General features: G+C 27.3%; 22 protein-coding genes. 11 read left to right on the forward strand and 11 right to left on the reverse strand.

All coding sequences use genetic code 11. The features are described 5' to 3' along the window. Positions 1-128 precede the first annotated feature (128 nt). The 9 genes from HGB55_RS10770 to HGB55_RS10810 all read left to right on the forward strand — a co-directional run bounded on the left by HGB55_RS10770 (position 129) and on the right by HGB55_RS10810 (position 7,758). Entirely contained in the window at positions 129-458 is a 330-nt protein-coding gene (locus tag HGB55_RS10770) for a YtxH domain-containing protein (protein WP_168816906.1), read from the forward strand. After that, positions 458-808 (forward strand): hypothetical protein, encoded by a 351-nt coding sequence (locus tag HGB55_RS10775; RefSeq protein ID WP_168816907.1) that lies wholly within the window; start codon positions 458-460, stop codon positions 806-808. Before HGB55_RS10770 ends, HGB55_RS10775 begins: the two co-directional genes overlap by 1 nt. Beyond that, positions 798-1,010, forward strand: coding sequence for a DUF6327 family protein (locus tag HGB55_RS10780; RefSeq protein WP_168816908.1), 213 nt, complete (start codon positions 798-800; stop codon positions 1,008-1,010). Before HGB55_RS10775 ends, HGB55_RS10780 begins: the two co-directional genes overlap by 11 nt. An 18-nt stretch (positions 1,011-1,028) precedes the next feature. Then, a complete protein-coding gene (locus tag HGB55_RS10785; RefSeq protein WP_168816909.1) occupies positions 1,029-1,529 on the forward strand; it encodes a Dps family protein in 501 nt (166 codons plus the stop codon). A 130-nt stretch (positions 1,530-1,659) separates the two neighbouring features. Then, entirely contained in the window at positions 1,660-2,133 is a 474-nt protein-coding gene (locus tag HGB55_RS10790; protein WP_168816910.1) for a hypothetical protein, read from the forward strand. Between the two features lie 95 nt (positions 2,134-2,228). After that, positions 2,229-2,711 carry a hypothetical protein gene (locus tag HGB55_RS10795; protein WP_168816911.1) on the forward strand — a complete coding sequence of 161 codons (483 nt, stop codon included), beginning with the start codon at positions 2,229-2,231 and terminating at the stop codon, positions 2,709-2,711. Between the two features lie 52 nt (positions 2,712-2,763). After that, positions 2,764-3,351: a porin family protein gene (locus HGB55_RS10800; protein WP_168816912.1), complete on the forward strand. Its 588-nt coding sequence runs from the start codon at positions 2,764-2,766 to the stop codon at positions 3,349-3,351. Positions 3,352-3,590: 239 nt separating this feature from the next. Beyond that, on the forward strand, positions 3,591-6,497 hold the full coding sequence (locus tag HGB55_RS10805) for a PEP/pyruvate-binding domain-containing protein (RefSeq protein WP_168816913.1): 2,907 nt from the start codon (positions 3,591-3,593) through the stop codon (positions 6,495-6,497). 1 nt (position 6,498) lies between these two features. Next, positions 6,499-7,758 carry a serine hydrolase gene (locus tag HGB55_RS10810; RefSeq protein WP_168816914.1) on the forward strand — a complete coding sequence of 420 codons (1,260 nt, stop codon included), beginning with the start codon at positions 6,499-6,501 and terminating at the stop codon, positions 7,756-7,758. 1 nt (position 7,759) lies between these two features. Here HGB55_RS10810 and HGB55_RS10815 read toward each other — a convergent pair whose 3' ends face one another. Both HGB55_RS10815 and HGB55_RS10820 read right to left on the reverse strand, forming a co-directional pair. Beyond that, a complete protein-coding gene (locus HGB55_RS10815; RefSeq protein WP_168816915.1) occupies positions 7,760-10,591 on the reverse strand; it encodes an Npt1/Npt2 family nucleotide transporter in 2,832 nt (943 codons plus the stop codon). Between the two features lie 234 nt (positions 10,592-10,825). Then, positions 10,826-11,734, reverse strand: coding sequence for a serine hydrolase (locus HGB55_RS10820; RefSeq protein ID WP_168816916.1), 909 nt, complete (start codon positions 11,732-11,734; stop codon positions 10,826-10,828). A gap of 413 nt (positions 11,735-12,147) precedes the next feature. Here HGB55_RS10820 and HGB55_RS10825 point away from each other — a divergent pair, with 413 nt between their 5' ends. Together HGB55_RS10825 and HGB55_RS10830 are read left to right on the forward strand one after the other, a co-directional pair. Then, a complete protein-coding gene (locus HGB55_RS10825; RefSeq protein WP_168816917.1) occupies positions 12,148-12,324 on the forward strand; it encodes a hypothetical protein in 177 nt (58 codons plus the stop codon). 17 nt (positions 12,325-12,341) lie between these two features. Continuing rightward, positions 12,342-12,911 carry a hypothetical protein gene (locus tag HGB55_RS10830; protein WP_168816918.1) on the forward strand — a complete coding sequence of 190 codons (570 nt, stop codon included), beginning with the start codon at positions 12,342-12,344 and terminating at the stop codon, positions 12,909-12,911. Positions 12,912-13,065: 154 nt separating this feature from the next. Here HGB55_RS10830 and HGB55_RS10835 read toward each other — a convergent pair whose 3' ends face one another. The 9 genes from HGB55_RS10835 to HGB55_RS10875 all read right to left on the reverse strand — a co-directional run bounded on the left by HGB55_RS10835 (position 13,066) and on the right by HGB55_RS10875 (position 20,742). Next, positions 13,066-13,503: a hypothetical protein gene (locus tag HGB55_RS10835; protein ID WP_168816919.1), complete on the reverse strand. Its 438-nt coding sequence runs from the start codon at positions 13,501-13,503 to the stop codon at positions 13,066-13,068. A 39-nt stretch (positions 13,504-13,542) separates the two neighbouring features. Beyond that, complete coding sequence (locus HGB55_RS10840; protein ID WP_168816920.1) at positions 13,543-13,929, reverse strand: DUF302 domain-containing protein; 387 nt, start codon at positions 13,927-13,929, stop codon at positions 13,543-13,545. A gap of 583 nt (positions 13,930-14,512) precedes the next feature. Further along, entirely contained in the window at positions 14,513-14,902 is a 390-nt protein-coding gene (locus tag HGB55_RS10845) for a hypothetical protein (protein WP_168816921.1), read from the reverse strand. 13 nt (positions 14,903-14,915) lie between these two features. Further along, positions 14,916-15,755, reverse strand: a complete 840-nt coding sequence (locus HGB55_RS10850) for a universal stress protein (RefSeq protein WP_168816922.1) — start codon at positions 15,753-15,755, stop codon at positions 14,916-14,918. Between the two features lie 96 nt (positions 15,756-15,851). Further along, positions 15,852-16,907 (reverse strand): response regulator, encoded by a 1,056-nt coding sequence (locus tag HGB55_RS10855; RefSeq protein ID WP_168816923.1) that lies wholly within the window; start codon positions 16,905-16,907, stop codon positions 15,852-15,854. Beyond that, positions 16,904-18,148 (reverse strand): PAS domain-containing sensor histidine kinase, encoded by a 1,245-nt coding sequence (locus tag HGB55_RS10860; protein WP_168816924.1) that lies wholly within the window; start codon positions 18,146-18,148, stop codon positions 16,904-16,906. Before HGB55_RS10860 ends, HGB55_RS10855 begins: the two co-directional genes overlap by 4 nt. Before the next feature lie 71 nt (positions 18,149-18,219). Beyond that, positions 18,220-19,212, reverse strand: a complete 993-nt coding sequence (locus tag HGB55_RS10865) for an MlaD family protein (RefSeq protein WP_168816925.1) — start codon at positions 19,210-19,212, stop codon at positions 18,220-18,222. A 7-nt stretch (positions 19,213-19,219) separates the two neighbouring features. Then, on the reverse strand, positions 19,220-19,960 hold the full coding sequence (locus HGB55_RS10870; RefSeq protein WP_168816926.1) for an ABC transporter ATP-binding protein: 741 nt from the start codon (positions 19,958-19,960) through the stop codon (positions 19,220-19,222). A gap of 2 nt (positions 19,961-19,962) precedes the next feature. Further along, complete coding sequence (locus HGB55_RS10875) at positions 19,963-20,742, reverse strand: ABC transporter permease (protein WP_168816927.1); 780 nt, start codon at positions 20,740-20,742, stop codon at positions 19,963-19,965. Positions 20,743-20,764: the final 22 nt, after the last annotated feature.

A 20,764-nucleotide genomic window follows, 5' to 3' on the forward strand; every position in this document is an offset into this window, starting at 1 on the left:
GTTTTTTTATAGAGTTAATATTTATGTTTTTTGAGTTAAGTAAAGTAATAGAATAGCCTCAAATTTGTATTGTAATTAGTCGGATTATTGATTGATTAAATGATTTATTAACCTAAAAATTAAAAAAGATGAATAATAATAGTAATACAATATTAGGAATTTTAGCAGGAACAGCAATTGGTGCAACTATGGGAATTTTATTTGCTCCGGATAAAGGTTCTGAAACAAGAAAAAAAATAGCTGAAAAAGCAATTTCAACAAAAGATACTATAGCTGAAAATGCGAATAATTTAAAAGAGAAAGTAACAGAAAAGTTTACAAGTGAAAAACAAACGGTAGAAGATAGAATTGAAGAACTTGTTTCAGATGCAAGTTATAAAACAGAAGATTTAATAGCGAGTTTAGAAAACAAGTTGAAAGATTTAAAAACAAAAAATAAAAAATTCCAAAAATCATAATGAGTATACTAAACTCCATAAACGAAAATTCTAACAAAGCCATTGATAGAAGTGAAAGATATATAAATGCAAGTGTTAAGTATTATAAGCTAAAATTGTTTTACTTGTTAACTACTTCATTTAGTTTATTTATAAAAATAATATTTATAGGTAGTGTTTCACTATTAGGCTTGGTGTTTTTAGCCTTTTCAGGTGCTAATTTAATTAGTGAATGGTTAAATAATATAGTGCTGGGATATTTAATTATGGCGTTTATACTTTTTGGAATTTCTTTAATTATTTACTTATCACGAAAGCAAATAGAAAAAATAATAATAAAAAAAATAGCAATTAATTATTTTGAAGAATAATAAGAAAACATATAACTCATTAAAAGAAATATCTAATGATTTGAAAGTGCTTAATCTTCAAAGAGAGATAGCCTTTGAAGAGTTAAAATTGATGAAAAATAATATTCAAAAAAGTCTTGAACCTTATAGTTATTTTAATTCAGTTTTAAAATTTGTAAGTAAATATGGAGCAATAGCAATTATTAGAAAAATTATTAAATAACTAAAAAAAATAATAATTATGGATTACTTAAACTTAGATAAAAAGAAAACTGAAAATACAGTTAAAGGATTAAATGTATTATTGGCAGATTATCATGTGTATTATCAAAAACTAAGAAATTTTCATTGGAATATAGTTGGTAAAAACTTTTTTGACCTACATGAAAAATTTGAAAACATGTATAATGACGCTAAAGTTAAAATTGATGATATAGCAGAACGTATACTCACGCTAAGATATCAACCAATAAGTAATTTGTCAGAGTATTTAAAAGTTTCAAATATTTCAGAGTCTAATTCTGACTGTACAGATGTTGAAATGGTTGAAACATTATTAAAAGATCATGGAATTTTATTAAAGCAAATGCGAAAAGTTGTTGATTGCGCTTCCTTAGATGAAGACGAAGGAACAATTGATCTTATAGGTGCTTATATAAGAGAGTTGGAAAAAACTTCTTGGATGCTTGATGCCTGGATAATGAATACAGGTGATAACAAACAAAAAGTAAAAATGAAATAAACTCTATAATTACTGCCTTTAGTAAAAGGGGTAAGTTTTTTAAATCAAAAAAAAGTATTTAATATTCTGAATATAAGATTATTATCTAGTATTAAAATTTAATTATTAACTATTAAAAATTAAAAAAAAAATGAAAACACTAAAAAAAATTATAACCGTATTAATTTTGATGTTTGCGTTAAATGGATTCTCGCAAGAACAACCAACAGATGTTGTGAAAACAACAACAACAAAAAATTTTTATTTTGAAAAAGATGGAAAACAAATACCATTTAGAATCAAAGTTTTTGAGAATAGTACTCACAAAATAAAATTTGAAAAAGAAGATAAAAACAAAGTAAATCAAGATGTTGTAAAAACACCGGAATATGTAACAAAACTAATATTTGTTGATAATGATGTAGATAAAAGCTATGATAGATACATAGTGCTTAGATATCAAAAAGATTCAAATGACAGTTTTGAATTAGTGCCAACAGATAATGGATTTGGTGTTAAGGTTGATGAAAAATATATAGAATATATAATAGGAAAAGGCGCTTACTATGTAGATAATAAAGATCACGACTTTTTTATTGTTGACGAATTTAATGTGATTGATTAAAAAGAGTTTTTTAATAAGTTAAATAAAACTCCTCATTTTGAGGAGTTTTAAATTTAGAAATTAAAATAATGAATACTAACATAAAAAATAGAAAAATGAAAAATTATATTATAGCAGCAATTGCAGTTTTAGTTTTTGGTATAAATATTACTGATTTGAAAGCACAAGAGATATCAAAAAACGCACTAGGTTTTAGAATTGGAGACAATGATGGTTTTGGTGGAGAAATTTCTTATCAAAGATATTTATCACTAAATAACAGACTTGAATTTGATTTGGGTTGGAGAGACTCAAACAACGTAGAAGCTTTTAAGCTTGTTGGTTTGTATCAATGGGTGCTGCCAATTGAAAATAACTTTAACTGGTATGTTGGTGCAGGTGCAGGTATTGGTTCTTTTGATGCAGGAGATAATGATGGCTCTTTTGCCTTAATTGCAGGAGATTTAGGTATTGAATATAATTTTGATATTCCGTTGTTAATTTCTTTAGATTTTAGACCCGAAATAGGTTTTAATGACGATTATTCAGATGATGATCTGGATTTTGATATTGCATTAGGATTGAGATATCAATTTTAAAAAGGTTTAATAAAATAAGCAAACATTTAATAATAAATTAAAATAACAAATTATGATAAAGAATATAATAATAAGCTCGGTTTTAGTACTATTTGCAACAACTTTTACTGTAGCACAAAATACGGAAAGAAATAATACATTGAATATAGGAATAAAAGGAGGTTATAATTTAGCTTCTGTAACAGATGAAGATGGAAATGAAACAGATTCAAGAAGCGGTTTTCAGGCAGGTTTTTATGCCGAAAATTTTATAGGAGAACACTTTTCAATACAACCTGAGGTTTTATTTTCTCAGCAAGGTTTTAAAGTAGAAAGCAATAATTCAACATATACCTTAAAACGAGATTATATAAATGTACCAATTATGTTAAAAGGATATTTAGCTGATTCATTTTTTATAGAAGCAGGACCTCAAATAGGTATAGCTGTAAGTAAAGAAGAGTCTTTAGAAACTTCATGGTTTAATATTGAAGAAGATTCGGAACCGGAAGCTTTTGATTGGGGTATAAATGTAGGAACTGGGTTAAAATTAAATGCAACAACTATAGGTGTTAGATATAACTTTGGTATGGGAGATGTTTACGAAGATACAGATTTTAAAAATAGAGTTTTACAAGTGTATGTAGGCTTAGATTTTTAATTTGTAATTAATTGAAAAATATTATTTCATAAAAAGCAGCAATTTTAATTGCTGCTTTTTTTATGTTTGATAAATAAGTTATTTTAAAACCAAATATTAAAGCTGATTTTTAAGAAATTATAAAGGCATTACTTGTATATAAAAATTGTTAATTAATTATCAACTAAATATTTAAATCTGATATCATTTATAAAAATATGGTATTATATTTGAAAAGAATACTACTAAATTAATTATATATGAAAAAGCAATTGCTATACAGTTTTATGGTATTTCTACTTACCACAATAGCTGTTTCTCAAAACTTGAATAATCAATATATTAAAGAGCAAATTGCTTTGTATAAAAATGATGTTCGAGGACCATATAAAGATATTCGTTGGTTTTGTACTGACGGAAGTGTAAGAGCCGCAAGAGATCCTTGTCCGGATAATATTGGTCCGGGTGTGCAACATGCACGTTATAAAGATGTAGTGGAATCTATAGGAAAAAAGAATCATATTTTTTTAGGACAAATTTTAGCGTATACAGATAAAGATGAATTTTGGGACGCTTCAAATAATCATTCTCGATTAAAACAATACCAACTTGATAAATATTTACGAACTGTAGATGATGGTTGGATTTTACAAAAAGGACAATATTATAGAGGAGCAATTCAAATAGAAGATGAAGAAGCTTGGGGAGTTGATTTTTACAAATGGCTTTTAGCAAATGATCAAAATACAGCTTCAAATTACTTTTTAATCAGGCAATCTTTAAAAGATATTCCTCATAAAGGAGATAATAATTTGGCTCAATTGGTTAGAAGTCAATCTAAAGTGATTTCCGACTTGTTTCCTTCTTTTATGGATTTGAGAGTGAAAATTCATAGTCAACCTGAAGTTAACGATATAGAAAAAGTACAAGCATTTAAGCTTAAAAATAGTGCTAAATTAACGCCAAGTTTAAATACTAAAATTGATGAATTAGTTGTTACAATGATTGATTTTTATAAACCTTTTGATATTGGTTCACTTCAGAAAAAAACAACTAGTTTAAAAAATACATCAATAGGTACAGCAATTAGCAACTATGTTTTAAAGAATACTAATGAAACAAAACCATCTGTTTTAGTTGCCGAAACTGCTCAATTATTAGTCGATATAAGAAAAGCAATTTTACTTGAAAAAAGACCGGTAGCAAGATTGCAATTATTGGATACTTCATTAAAATTAGAAGAACTAATTTTTAAAAATGCTCCGCAGTGGCAAGCTAAAGATTTAAATGAACTAATTACCAAAATATATTATTTAGGTATGGCAACCACAGGTGCAGGTTATATTGAGCTTTGGGAATGGGGAGAAGTTGAAGAGATACTAAAGCCTAAAAATAGGAATGCAATGTCTTTAACGAACTTAACAACTGTTTTAGAAAAAGCAAGAAGTATTGTAGAATGGAGCGCTTCTATGGTAAAGGCAAATTATGGTGATGTTGTTACTATTTATACAGCTTTTGAACCTAAAGCATATGGTTTTATTGATGATAAAATTAGAGGTTCTGTTGCGTTGCATCTTGGAGAAAGTGTTGGAAAATTAGGTGATATTATCGCTAAGGAATCTTTCTTAACTAATAAAGTTATTGATATTCCGAATCAAAGTTCTGTTCGCGGATTAAATCCCGGGTATGCTTTTGGTGAATTAGTTGTTGTTGATGGCATTCCTGAAGCTATTGAAGTAGTTTCAACTAAAATATATGTTTTTCAAAAACCACCATCAGACCTAAAACCTGTTGCCGGAATTGCTACTGTTGCTGAAGGAAATTTAGTTTCTCATGTTCAATTATTAGCAAGAAATTTAGGAATTCCTAATGCAGCGTTATCAGGAGAAAATCTTCAAAACTTAAAAAAATATAGTGGTCAAAAAGTGTTTTATGCAGTCTCTAACAAAGGAAATGTTATTTTAAAGCTTGAAAAGGAAATGACTGCAGAGGAACTTGCTTTATTCTCTAAAAAAGAACGAAGTGAGAAAAAAATTGAAGTACCTGTAGAGAATATTCGATTAAATGAAACGAGTATTTTAAATTTAATAAATGTTGATGCAAATGATTCTGGAAAAATTTGCGGACCAAAGGCAGCTAATTTAGGGCAATTAAAAAAAATGTTTCCTGATAAAGTGGTGGAAGGAGTTGTAATTCCTTTTGGAATTTTTAGAACGCATATGGATCAGCAAATGCCTAATCAAAATGGTTCATACTGGGAATTTTTAAATAAAATGTTTGCTGAAGCTGAAAAAATGCGCGTGCAAAAAATTCCGGAAGTTGAGGTTGAAAAATACCAACTTAATCAATTGGAAATTTTAAGAGAAGCCATAAAAAAAATGCCTCTAAAGCAATCTTTTGTAACTCAATTAGAAAATGAGTTTCAAGCTGTTTTAGGTAAAAAAATGGGAGATATTCCGGTATTTTTAAGAAGTGATACCAACATGGAAGATTTGAAAGATTTTTCTGGAGCAGGACTTAATTTAACGCTTTTTAATGTTGTTCAAAAAGATAAAATTTTGCAAGGAATAAAAGATGTTTGGGCTTCACCTTACACAGAGCGTAGTTTTAAATGGCGTCAAAAATATTTATTGAATCCTGAAAATGTGTTTCCTTCAATTTTAGTAATTCCAAGTGTAGATGTTAATTATTCAGGAGTTATGATTACAAAAGGGATAAGTTCAGGAAATGATAAAGATTTGACAATTGCCTTTAGCAGAGGTGCAGGTGGAGCAGTTGATGGGCAATCGGCAGAGTCTTATTTAGTAAAGTTTGAAGGAGGTTATGAATTAATTGCACCTGCAAGAGAACCTTTATACAACAGTCTTCCTATAACAGGAGGAACCGGTAAAAAAATAGCCACTTTTGAAAAGCCTATTTTAAATGAACAAAATGTGAATGAAATTAGAGTTCTAGCTGAAACTATTAGAAAAAGACTTCCTGTAGAAACAAAATCAAGTTATAAAGGAGCTTATGATGTTGAGCTAGGGTTTTTAAATAATAAGTTGTGGTTATTTCAAATAAGACCATTTGTAGAGAACAAAAAAGCATTAAGTTCGGGTTATTTAGAATCTATAACTCCTAAAATTGATAAAAACAAAGAAATTTTACTTTCAAAAAAAATATAAGATGAAAAAATACTTGCTATACACTATTTTAATCTCGGTTTGTTTTGCGTTTACAGGTTTAAATCCATACCCAATTGATGGATATTCTCGTACTGGGATAAAGCGTTTATTACGATTAGAACGTATAAAAAACGGTGAAATTAAAGATGCAAATACGCTTCCTGCAGGTGCTTTAAAATCTTATAATGAGATTTCCTTAAATCTTCTTTCAAAAAAGAAGGATAGCACAGCTATGTTTTTAGTGAAAGATGAAAAATTTAATGGAGAAATAAACAATTTGTTTAGAGGTTTAGACAAGAGTTATTCATTAACTGTTTTAGACATTTCTGATGTAAATAATCTTCGATATGCTGCAAGAAATGAAACCGCCGGATATCAACCGGGAAGTGTTGGAAAATTAGCAGTATTAAATGGTTTGTTTACACAATTAGCTAAAATTTATCCCGATTCTTTTGAGAAGCGTTTAGAATTACTTAAAAACAAATCAGTAAAATCTGGCTCTTGGGGTTTAACGGATGAACATACAATTCCAATTTTTAATATTGAAACCAATAAATTGGTAAAACGTCAAGTAATTGCCGGTGATGTTTTTACCTTGTTTGAATGGGCAGACCATATGATGTCTGTTAGTAATAATGGTGCCGCAAGTATTGTTTGGAGAGAAGTGTTATTGATGGCTGCTTTTGGAAAAAAATATCCGGCTTTAACGCAAGAAGAAGCGGATGATTATTTTAAAAATACTTCAAGAAAAGAATTGACAGATTTAGGTAATGATGTTGTGAATTTACCACTTCGAGATTTAGGAATTACATCTGATGAATGGCGTTTGGGTAGTTTTTTCACTAAAGGAGCAAATATTTATGTAAGTGATAAAGGAGGCAGTATTGGAACTCCTATTGGGTTGATGAAATTTTTAATTCAATTAGAACAAGGTAAGGTAGTTGACGAAAAATCGAGCTTAGAAATGAAACGATTGATGTATATGACTGACCGCAGAATACGCTATGCACAATCTCCTGCTTTAAAAGATGCGGCGGTTTATTTTAAATCGGGTAGTTTGTATAAATGTGACAGATCAAAAGGTGAGGCTTGTGGTAAATATATGGGAAATGTAAACAACTTTATGAATTCTGTTTCCATAATTGAGCATCCTGATAATTGTAAATATATTGTTGTATTAATGACTAATGTATTGAGAAAAAACTCAGCTTCAGATCATATGGCTTTAGCATCAAGTATTGATAAAGTTTTGAGAAAGTAATTTAGGATGAGATTTTGTTAAGTATTTCTGAAGCTTTATTTCTTATCTTTTCATTTTTATCATTTAAAACCATTTCAACCAACGGTGTAAACTTACTATCGTTGGTTTTTTCTATTAGATAAAGAACAGCTTGTTTCAGCTTTATATCCTTTCGATTTAATAAAGTTCTATAGCATTCGGCTTCACTATAAACCTTTAGGTTTAGTTTTTTAATTTTTTCTTCAGAAGTAACCTCAACTACTATTGATTCGGCTATTGGGATCAATTCTTTTTTAAGTTCAATATCTAAAATATTATCTAAAAATTCAATAGCATGTATACGCTGTTCTTCTTGACCATTTATAATTGAATTAAAAATAGGCTCTATATCGTTTGGCGGATATTTAATTCCTAAAAATTTAAAAATTCGTTGTAATTGTCTATCTAGCCTTTGTTCCAATAAATGAATAAGTCCATTTCTGGCATTATTTTCCTCTTTGGTCTCGTGGCTTTGATCTTTCTTTTTATATTGAATTACAATTTGAGAATGTATTACAGATAAAGTGTTTTGATATAAATGGCATTCATCTAAAATTTTATCAATTACAAATCGGTCTTTAATATGTAAATGAGAATACTTCCATTTAAGTCTTCCAAGTGCTTCAATAACTTCAATTTTTATAGAGTGTTCAGTTTCTTCAGTTAGTTTCATTAAAGTATTTACGGCTTTTTGAGAAGCAAATTTTTCAATTACTAAAATTGCATAATGGGCATCATCTATATCAATAGATTCTTCTCTAATTTTGGTTGTTAAAATGTCAATTATAGGTTCACCATAATTGCTAAGAGCTTCAATTGCTGATTTTCTGGTGTCTTTACCCGAAAGTTGAGCTACAATTAAATTTATAAACAGTTGATCGAGTGTTTTGGATGCGCTTAAAATGGCTTTATTTTGGATTTTAATATTGTTTGAAGAAATTTGCTCCTCAATAACTGTATAAAAATTTTTCACTTTAGCATTACCTATGGCTTCTAAAATTGCTAACATTTTATTTGCTTTTTGCTCTTCAATATTCAGTTCATTCCATTGCTGTAGCGCTTGATTTAACCTGTTTTTTAAACTAAATTTATCTTGCAAAAGTTCGTTATTTCTTACTTCTAATGATAGCCCAATTAATGCTGCATTAGCTATTGTTGTGTCGTTTGTATTAATGTACTTATCAAAAAGATCAACAATATCACTATCATATTTTTTTAATAAATATCTAAAAGCATTTGTTGTAACTTGTTGGTCTTTATCGTTTACCATTAATTCTATTTGAGAACATAAATTTTCAGTTTTTAGAAAATACAGGTTTTCTATTGCCAATGAACGTACTTTAGGTGACTCATGTTCTAATAAGTTTTTAATTGAGAAAAAAAAGCGTTCATCTTTAACTTCTAAAGTTTTTTGAAGCATATATAAAATTTGTCCTTCAGAACCATTAGAGAAAACTTTTATAACAGTATCTATTATAGATGTAACGGGAATTTCTTTTTTATCTGATTTTTCCTTTTTAATATGTGAAATGTCTAACAACTCTTTAAAAGATACGATATACTCTTTTCGTAATTTATATATAAAATACAGCCAAATTAAAATTAAGGCAATAGTTATTAAACTTATATAAGTTGAAGAAATATCAAGTCCGTTTATAAAAAATATAAGTATAAAACCAGCTAAACCGGTAGCAATGCTGTCTACCACAACATCAGTAAAAGTTTTTGTTTTTTTCTTGATATCTATAGGTATTGGTATTGAAAGAAGCTCGGTTGCAGCTTTATTTACGGACTGTTTTAAACTTCCATCTACAATTTTTATAATGACTACTACCCATAGTTGAGGTACAAATAGCAGTAAAAAAGAACCCAATAAAATGCCTGAAGGTAACCAAAGCAATGATTTTCCAACACCAAAAGTGCCCACAATTTTTTGAGTTAAAAACAATTGAATTACAAGTGAAATTACACTTAATGTTGAATACCAAAAACCAAAGAAAGAAGTTAATTTTTCCTGATCTTCAATTAACCTTGATGCGTAATCACTGTACTGATAATCAATTAGTTTTGCAACTAAAACACTAATACCGATAACTATGGCTATTAAGCTTAATAATTTTGATTGTTTTATGAGTTTAAATGGAGAATCTCCTTTTGGATTGGTACGAAGCGATACTTGAAATGTATTTAATTTAACTACTTCGTTTTTCCATATATATTTTGTTATTGGTAAACAAAATGCTAATAATACTGCAGCAACAAAAAGCAAGTTTTCGGTACTTATAACTTTTGTTAGTATTGATGTAAGGTAACCTCCAAATATACCTCCTGCTATTGCTCCTGCACCAATAAATCCAAAAACACGTTTTGCTTCTCTAACATTATATACAAGATTGGCTAAAATCCAAAATTGAGATGCAGTTAATAAACCAAAAATTGCTACCCATACATAAGGTATATACATTATATAACCGCCCGCAGAGTTAAAATTAAAATAAACACCAAATAGTATTAATGAAACAATAGCCCCGTATATTGTATTTTCTATAATTTTATTTAAAGGATATTTTTCTAAAAATTTATTATAAAAATGAGAGCCTACAACTGCCATAATAGCTGTTAGAACATATCCTAACGGTAAAGCATCTGATGACAGTTCAGAAAGGAAAAGAGAGGTAATTGTAGGTTTAACAATTAGTAATGTTGTTATTAACAAAAAGATGTTGAGCTGTAATAGAAGGGTTTTATGCAGCTCATCTTCTTTTAAATCAAAAACTTTTAAGATATATTTTTCAATTGTATTAATAACCAACATTTAGAGTGTTTTTCTTTTATAATTTTTACCAAAAGAATTTTTATTAACGGTTTTAAAAACAAAACCTTAGGTGTTAAAGATAGCTAATCTGGTATTGATTGCAAATAATAATTTATAAAAGAATTCACCTTTTTATGGGCTTTTTAACGAAGTAATTTTAATTAAAAAACAGAACTTATTTCACAATAATAATGCATTATTATCTTGTAAATAAAATAGAAGTATTTTTAAAGTTTATAGATATAATTGACTTCTTTTTAAAACTTTTTCAACAGGTTTAACTAAATTTCTTATAATTTGTTCTCCATTTGAATCATCAATTAAGGCAACTAAAATATAACGTCTTTTAGGATCTTTACCCCAAACCAAAACTGAATCTGAATGAAAATTTTTCCAAGATCCTGATTTTCTAAACAATCTTGCATCAGGAGCAATTTGATCTAAAGTGTTCACAAACTTATGGTGTAATGCCGGATTTTCCATAATGTCAAGCATTTCTTTAGAACGGTTTTGATTTACGAGTTTTCCTGTGGCTAAATAATAATAATATTTACAAACCTGTGTAACTGTTGCGGCATGACTTAAATTTTTTAAAGGTTCTCTGTTGGTATCTCCACCACCACCATATCTTTTGCCAACCCATAAACCTCCGTTTACTTTATCATAAAATTGGTATTTTTTATCTAGCATTACAGCTTCAATTTTATCATATCCTAATCTGTCAATCATTCTTGTTGAAGCTTGATTGTCTGATTTGCTAATCATAAGCTTCATGTCATTACTAATTTCAGGAGTTTCTATAAGTTCACCTTTTTCAATGGCATCCATTGCGGTTAAAAGAATTGCAATTTTAGGTAAACTTGCAGCGTACATCATTTGATTTCCATTTACACGAGCAAATTTTACGTTGTCTATATCACTTAAATCTATTACACCTACAGCCATTTTGTGTTGATTAATTAAATTTTTCCATTCAGGATTGTTCATTAATTCTTTTTCTAAGTAGGCTTGCAAATTAGGATTAACTAAACTTTTTAAAGGTTTTATTTTAGAATTGTCAACCTTAAGAGGCAAATCAGTTTGAGCCAATAAATTGGTTGTAAAACACAATATAAAAAAAAGATATAACAGATTTGTTTTCATTTATTAATAAAATGGATTAAAAATAATATGCCAAATATATCTAATATTTTGACATGTAGAATGTTAAATTTTAAGTAAGATATAAAATATAAATATCTAGTAAACACTGGGTTTGGTGTAATTTATGTAGGGGAAATGTGTTAAAAAATATTTTTTTCTAAAGAAATTAGATCTTATAATCACTTTAATTAATGAGTAGCATATTTTGAATAAAAGAAGTTTTATAACGACTTATAGATACCAAGAAAATAAACTGTATAATACACAGCATCGAATTATTGTTTTAAGAAATGTATATTGGTATGATTTTAGATATATACTGTATATAATGTTGTGAATACTTTGTTAATATTTTGTTAGTTAATACAATAATTTATATATTTATACATACATTTGCACAAAAAAGAAAAAAGATGGGAAATTTTATTAACAAAAACAAAGCAAAGTCTTCAAATTCAAAGAAGGTTTTTACTGGTGTGAGTAAAATTCAATCTATATCCACAAAAAAAGTTATTCATAAAGCTAAAGTTTTAACACCTTCTGACGTTGAAGCTAACCGTTGTATGGCATATTCTTACCTAAGCTTATAATATAATATATTTATATTTTGCTTGAAAATACGTTCAGTTGTAAATCAGTTGGAAAAGAAAATAATGAAGTGTATTATACTGATTTATATTCATTTAAATGTGGGTTCAATCAAGCGTATATAGTAGAAGTAGAATGTCATCCAAATGATATATATATTATAAAATTTTTTCAAAAAAATCATAGGGATTCTAAACATAGATATTGTTTGTTAAACAAGCCTTCAATTCGTAAAGGCTCATCAGGTGCAAGAAACTTTTTAATGATCTTAAATACTGTTACTAAAACTATTTTAGACACATATTCAAATAATAAAATGGCTTCATTTGGTTTTATGGGAGCACCTACACTAAAAGAACTAAACCCCAAAAAAAATAAAAATAGAATAAATCAGGATGGAACTGTTATAAAAACAAAGAGATTCAATACTTATGGAACATATGTAAAAAGATATTTTAACCCTAATAAGTTTGAGCATATAGAAATTGAAACATCTAGTTGTTATTTCTTAAGAAATAAAAAAAACTCAAAATTAACCACTAAAAGTATAGAAACTTTTTTTACAAACTATATTATTAATTATTGTTAATTTTATATCTTTTTGAAAATATATAGGTTTTCATTTTTTTAAATTGAATTTAGTAGAACTCATAATTAATCTTAATAGATTTAATTTATAACTTGCTTAATTTACTAGATAGACTCTCAATTTTTTTAGTTTATATTTTACCTTAAAAACGGATTTATATCAATTTTTTTTGATCTTTCTTTTTTATTCTATTTTCTACTACTTCAAAAATTTGCTTTTTAAGACGTTTATATTTTTTAAAATAATTATAAACTTCATTATCTAAGTTTTTATGAGTTTTTAAATAGTTTATGTTGCTGGTTACACTATTTGTTTCAATTAAATTAGCTAAAATAGTTTCGTGTTTATTTATTAGTTCATGTAGAGTTTTACCTATTTTTTTGTATTCATCCAATTTTTTTAAAAAAATAGTTGTTTTTTTAGTTAAACCGGCATCTAAACAATCAATATAATTAGAACTTAATAAATTATTTAAAAAACGTATTTCATCACTAATAAAATCAATTTCTGATATCCACTCCATTGATTCGTGATGGATTTCATCAATACTTTTATCTCTGTTATGCCAATCTTTTTTTATTTTAGATTTCATTGGATCATAATTAAGTTGTTTTATAAAAAAATACGAACATTATAAATTATCAATAACTTTTTTTAACTTATTACTTACGTTAATTGCAATAGTTGATAAAGATTTATTTTTAACTGCCTGCATAGATGCTATAGGATTAACAGCCGAAATTTCAATTTTTCCAAACTCTTTTTCTTGAACAATCACATTACAAGGAAGCATTGTTCCAATTTTATCTTCGGCAGTTAAAGCTTTATAGGCAAATTGTGGGTTGCAAGCTCCTAAAATTGTGTAGTTATAAAAATCTACATCAAGTTTATTTTTAAATGTAGATTTTAAATCTATAGTTGTTAGTACTCCAAAGCCTTCACTTTTAAGGTCGTGAGTAACTTTTTCAATAGCTTCGTAAAATGTGATATTCTTTAGCGTTTTTGTGAAATAATACATTTAAAATAGTTTTATAATGATTAAATATGATGTTTTAAAATAGAAACAGGGAAGCAAAAGCTTCCCTGTTTCCTTTTGAAGAGATTAAGTTTGATCTACAACTTTCAAACAATTTTTTATATTATTTCTAAATTAAAACAATACAAAAAACCATATTCACTTAGATTTTCCGTTTCATCTCTTCAAATTTAGTGTTACCTAATAAATAACACTTTTTAATTTAATAGAAACAGGAAGCCTTAACTTCCTGTTTCCTCTTTTAAAAAGATTAAGATTGCTCTATTACTTCAAATAATTTTTCTATCACTTTTATTTCTAAAATAATACTAAAATTACCTTTGATTTAACAATACCTAAACTTTTTAAAAGTATCTGTATTATTAAAACTAACAATACAGATTTATGCTGAAGATATTTTTGAAATCTATTAAATCAATGAACTTTAAATTTGTAGAGTAAAATTATATGCTAATTATTGATTGTGAAATGATATGTCTCAGCTATGGATATGATTGTTATCAGTTGATGTGATAACAATCAATATTAAAAAGGAAAGTTGCTTTTTTGTAACTAATTTTATTTTTTAATATAATACAATTTTATAAGCCATATTAAGTAAAAAAACACCTATTAAAAAAAGCAATAAATAAATAATTTGAACAAATTTCACATTAATATAGTTCAACCATTTAATTGTTTTTTTAGGAAATATAAATAGTGCTAAACCAATAATAAGTGAAACCCAACCAATAAGCGTAATAATTAGTATCCAACTGTTTTTCCAAACATTGTGAAGCAAAATGTTTAAAAGACCCAAAATAATTGCTAAAGAGGAAAAAATAATAACAAACTTTTGATCGTATAAATCTTTCATAATTTGTACTATTCTTTTAGGATTTAAACTTAGTACAAAAAAGAAAATTATTAAGTACCATCCCCAAAATTTCGCTAAAAACGTAGAAGTATCTTCCATAATTATAGTTTAATTATTCATGCAATACTAAAAAAGGGATATCTGTATGATAGCTAATTTCTTCAACAGTTGGTTTAAATAAAATTCTTTGGAAAAGATTTAAGTTTTTAGCTACCATAATTATCATATTTACATTTCTGCTTTCTATAAAACATTGTATGCCATTTTCTACTTTTTTACTGGTTACTCTATGAAAACTGTGTTTTTCATCCATAAAATAAATATTTAAAAATTCTTTATTTTGAAGTTGAAAATCGGTTAATGTTTCGTCTTTTCTGGCTATATGAAGTATTCTAATGGTTGAATTGTACATTTTACAGATATCTGTAATATCATTTAAAATTTTAGGTGGATAAAATATATTATAATCTGTTGGGAAAGCTATTTCTGTTGGTGTAATAAATGAAGCATTTTCAGGAATAATTAAAACAGGGCATTTAACTTTGGTTATTAAATCGCCTGTATTACTACCTACAATAACTTCTTTTATACCAGACGCTCCTTTAGTTCCCATAACTATTAGATCTATATTTTTTTCTTCAATTTGTTCTTTTACCGATTCTATAAAAAAATTATAGTCTGATATTGTATAAAAATTATGATTAGGGTTTTGTGTTATATTTTTAATTCTTTTAACCAGTTTTTGTAACTCTGTTTTAGCTTGGTCCAAAATGGTTTTTTCAATTACTTCATCTGATGGAACTAACGAAACTTCTGCATCAGCATAATAAGAAATTACGGTTACATGCAAAATGTAAAAATCGCAATCTATATTTTTAAAAAAATTCAAAGCGTATTTTATTGCATTCCACGAATTTTTTGAAAAGTCTGTTGGAATTAAAATTGTTTTCATTTGATTTTCAGGTTTTTATTACTATCGAATATAGTGTGTATATATATTTTTTAAAATGATATATATCAATTGAGAGGTTTAAAATGACCTTTGTTTTTAGGTAACTTTTTTTAGCTTCTCAATATTAACAATTTTAATATTTCTGCCATCAATATCAATAATTCCATCTTTTTTCAAATCGGAGAGAGTTCTAATAAAAGTTTCGGTAGCTATACCTGCTATACTAGCTAAATCGCTTCGTGAAATTTGAATATTTTCTTTGGTTTGTTTTTGAATTTTTTCGGTGAATTGAAGTATGGTATCGGCAGTTTTTTTTCTTACCGAACTATAAGCCATTTGAATTAAATGCTCTTTAATTTCCGAAACATTATCAGATAAATAATCAATTAATTCAATAGTAATTTCGTGGTTTTTTTGTAAAATATGTTTAAACTCTCTTTTGATGAGTCTTAAAACCTGAGTATTTTCTATAGCTGCTGCATGCTCAGAATGTGGTATATTTCGGATAAAGGAAGTGAAACCAAAAAAATCATTTTCTTTATGTAAACCGGTTATCAATTCTTTACCATGTTCATCCATTTTATATGTTTTTACAACTCCTTTTTGAATTAAATAAACGTAATTGGAATTATCGCCTTTACGATATATAATTTCACCTGTTTTAAATGAAAAAATTTCAACTTTTTCGGAAAAATATTTTTTTAAATGATCTAACGATTTTATTTGATTTTCAGGAGAATCATTGTTTTCAGCTTCTTCTTTCTCTAAATTATCTTTAAGAATTTCAATTTTAGCTAAACGACTTTCAATTGCGCTATATAATTCCGATTCGTCAAAAGGTTTGGTAATGTAATCATCAGCACCTAAATTCATACCTTTTCGAATATCTTTATGTTCTGTTTTTGCTGAAAGAAATATAAAAGGAATTTTTTTTGTAGTTTCTTCTTTAGACAATACTTGTAAAACCCCATAACCATTTAATTCAGGCATCATAATATCACAAATAATAATATCGGGTAAATGTTTTTTAGCTTCAATAACGCCAATTTTACCATTTGAAGCAGTAAAAACCTTATAATTTGCTAATTCTAAAAGTTCAGCAATATTTTCTCTTACTACTGTATCGTCTTCAATTAATAAAATTGTTTTCATTGCTCGCTTTTTAAGGGTAATTCAATGGTAAAAACAGAACCTTTGTTTTCTTTACTTGTAAAACTTATTGAACCGCCAATATTTTCTAAATGTGACTTTACAATATTAAGTCCAATACCGGTTCCTTGAGTATTTAATACGTTTTCAGCTCTAAAATATCGGTTAAATACAAATTTTTGATCTTTTTCCGGTATTCCAATACCTTTATCAATAACTTTAAAAACGATGTTTTTATTTTTAGTATATAACTCTAAGTTAATATCGGTATTTTCGGGTGAATATTTTATGGCATTGTGTATTAAATTAGAAAGTGCCAGTTCTAGTATTTTCTCATCCTGATGAAGTATGTAACTATCTGTATCTTTAGGAATAGTTATTCTTTGTCCGCTTTTTAAAAGCATGTTAGAATTGTAAACAACTTCATTTATAATTTTACTTAAATTAAAGGTTGTGTACTTGTAATTCAGTTTATTGGAATCTAATCGCTCAATCGATAAAAAATCGTTTAAAATATTGTTTAAATAAACAACTTTGTCGTTAATAGTTTTTATGTGTTTATCTCTTTTATCTTGTTGATCACCAGATTGATATTTTTTTAATAAAAAAGTTGATGTTAAAATGCCACTGAGCGGTGTTTTAAATTCATGAGAAACAAGTGAAAGAAATTTTGTTTTAAGTTCATTAAGTTCAATTTCTTTTTTTAAGGCTACTTTTATCTTATTTTCGGCTTCAACTCTTTTTACAATTTCTTTTTTATAGTTGAAATTCAGTTCTTTTAATTGTTTAATGGTGTTTTTTAATTCAAAGGTTCTCAATTGTATTTTTTTTTCAAGTTGAGAGTGTAACTGCTCTATTTTTTTTTCAGTTTCTTTTCTGGCAGAAATATCGGCTATTAAAGCAATAGCATAAGTTTTTTTATTAATACTGAAAGGATTTAAGCTTATTTGAGTAGGAAAAATCTTTTTAGTTTTTGTGATTCCAAAAAGGGTTAATCCATTTCTTTTTCTTCTTAATTTTTGATTGTTTAAAAAAAAGGTAAAATGTTTTTCATATTTTTCTTGGTATTTTTTTGGAATTAAAACGGTTAAATCTTTAAAATTCAATTCTCCCTTTTTATAACCAAACATTTTTTCGGCAGAAAAATTTGCAGCAACAATGGTATGTTTTTTATCAATAATAATAGCACCTTCAGGAATGGCTTCAAAAAGCGTATCAAAAATATTTGAACTTTGATAAAACATAAAAAACAGACTGAAATAGAGACATTTAAATTACTCAAAAATTATAAAGAACAAGTAAAAATATTTTTAATTTAATTGTTTTCTTTCTTCCTTTCTTCTTTTTTCTTTTGTCTTTCAAGCTTTTTAAAATACTTTCTAAATAAAAAATTATGTTTTAAAGCTTCCAAATCTTCGTTTAAGCGTATACTGCCTTCTTTAATATTTTTAACAGTTTCATCAATATTATTTACTAAAGTAGAATCGTTTACCAAATAATTTAAAGTTCCTTCTCCATTTTTAATATCCAAAGCAATTGCATTATAATTGGCAATTACAGAATCAATATTTTTGCTGGAATTGTTAAGATTGTTAATTACAGATTTCATTTTATTTGCTGAAATAGAGTCGCTTAAAAAAACTGCGGCTAAACTTTCATCATAATTAATTGATTTAATGATATTGTTCAATTCTTTTATAGTAGTTGAAATCTCTGCACTTGATTTATTTAAATTTAAAACAGTTTGTTTTAGGCTTAAAGCCAATTCATTATCAGTAATTAACATTCCTAAAGTTCCTTGTCCTTGATTTATGGCTGTTGTAATTTTTAGCAAATCGGATGTTAATAATGCAGCATTTTCATTGGTTGTATTTAAAGTAGTAAGTATATCGTTAGTAGTAATTTTACTATAAGACATTATGGTATCTCCCGATACTAATAATTCTGATTCTCCTTTTGCAGGTATTATATTAATAATCATGCTTCCAACCAAACCATCGGAACCTATTGTAGCTACAGCATTCTTTTTTAGGTGTTTTAAAATTTTATCTTCTAAAACCATATCAACACAAATAGTAGTGTCGTTAATCATAACAATATTTTTTACAGTACCTACATTTATACCGGAATATCTAACATTATTACCTAATAATAAACCATTTACATTATTAAAAACAGCGCTTATTTTAAAGGTCTTTCCAAAAATATTTTGTTTGTTTCCAATAAAATATAAAGCTGTAATTAATAAAACGGTGCTTACAATAACAAATATTCCAAGGTAAAATTTTTGTAAATTAGAGTTTTTCATAAGTTTATTATTTAAAGAATGCTTGTATTCTTTTATCATTTGAAGAAGATAACTCTTTAAAAGTTCCTTCTTTATAATTTATGCCGTCAATTAATAAAATCATTCTGTCCGAAATTACTCTGGCACAGTCAATATCATGTGTAATTACTAATGATGAAGTACCGTATTTAAGCTGAATTTCTTTCATTAGTTGAGTAATTTCTTTTGAAGTTATTGGGTCCAATCCGGTTGTTGGTTCATCATAAATAATAATTTTAGGTTTTAAAATAATGGCTCTTGCAAGCGCAACTCTTCTTTTCATTCCTCCGGAAAGTTCGTTAGGTATCAAATTTACTGTTTCCGGTAACCCAACACTTTCTAAAGCATCACTTACCAATGTTTCTTTCTCTTTAGCACTTAATTTTTTTTTGCGTAATGGAAATTCTAAATTTTCACGAACAGTCATAGAATCGTACAAGGCACTACCTTGAAAAAGAAACCCAATTTCAGTTCTCAAATTATCAAGGTCATTTCGTTCTAAGTTAACAATATTTTTGTTCATTATTTTAACAATACCGCTGTCTGGCTGCATTAAACCTATCAAACATCTGATCATAACAGATTTTCCAGATCCGGATTTCCCCATGATAACTAAACTTTCACCTTTGTTCAATTGCATTGAGAAACCATTAAGCACATGATTATTTATAAAGCTTTTTTTCAAATCTTTAATTTCAATAATTGGCGATATGTTTGTTGTTTTTTCCATTATTAAATTTCAAATAAAATATCAGAAACAAATACAGCAATAAAATCAATTATAAAAAGGAGCATTGAGGTATATACTACTGCCGAATTTGAAGCTTCACCAACGCCAACAGTACCTTTTTCACAATTATAACCTTTAAAGCACCCAACTAAACCAATAGCAAATCCAAAGAAAAAAGATTTTACAGTAGCAGGAATTATATCTGAAAAATGTAAAGCTTTAAAAACCTTGATAAAATATAACTGAAAGGATACATCTCCTCTTAAATTTTCAACTAAAGCAGAACCGAATAAAGCGATGGCGTCTCCAAAAATAATGAGTAAAGGAAGCATTAAAGTAGCAGCTAAAATTCGGGTAACCACTAAATATTTAAAAGGATTAGTGCCGGATACTTCCATTGCATCAATTTGTTCGGTTACTCTCATTGAACCTAGTTCAGCGCCAATTCCTGAACTTATTTTGCCCGCACAAATCAGAGCAAAAATAACAGGCCCTAATTCTCTAATAATTGAAATACTAACCATTGACGGCATCCACGATTCTGCACCAAATTTCATTAAAGTTGGTCTGGTTTGAAGTGAAAAAACCAAACCTAAAATAAAACCGGTTACACCAACTAAAATTAAAGATCGATTTCCCATAGTATAACACTGGCGCAAAAGTTCTTTAAACTCAAATGGTCTTGTAAAAAACTCTTTAAAAAATCTGCCGGCAAAATAAGCCAGTTCACCTATTTCAATAAAAAAGTTTTTAATCTTGTTATAAAATTGAAAGGGTTTCATCACTATAATTAATATGGAATTA

The organism is Lutibacter sp. B1, from assembly GCF_012524075.1.
Lineage (GTDB): Bacteria > Bacteroidota > Bacteroidia > Flavobacteriales > Flavobacteriaceae > Lutibacter.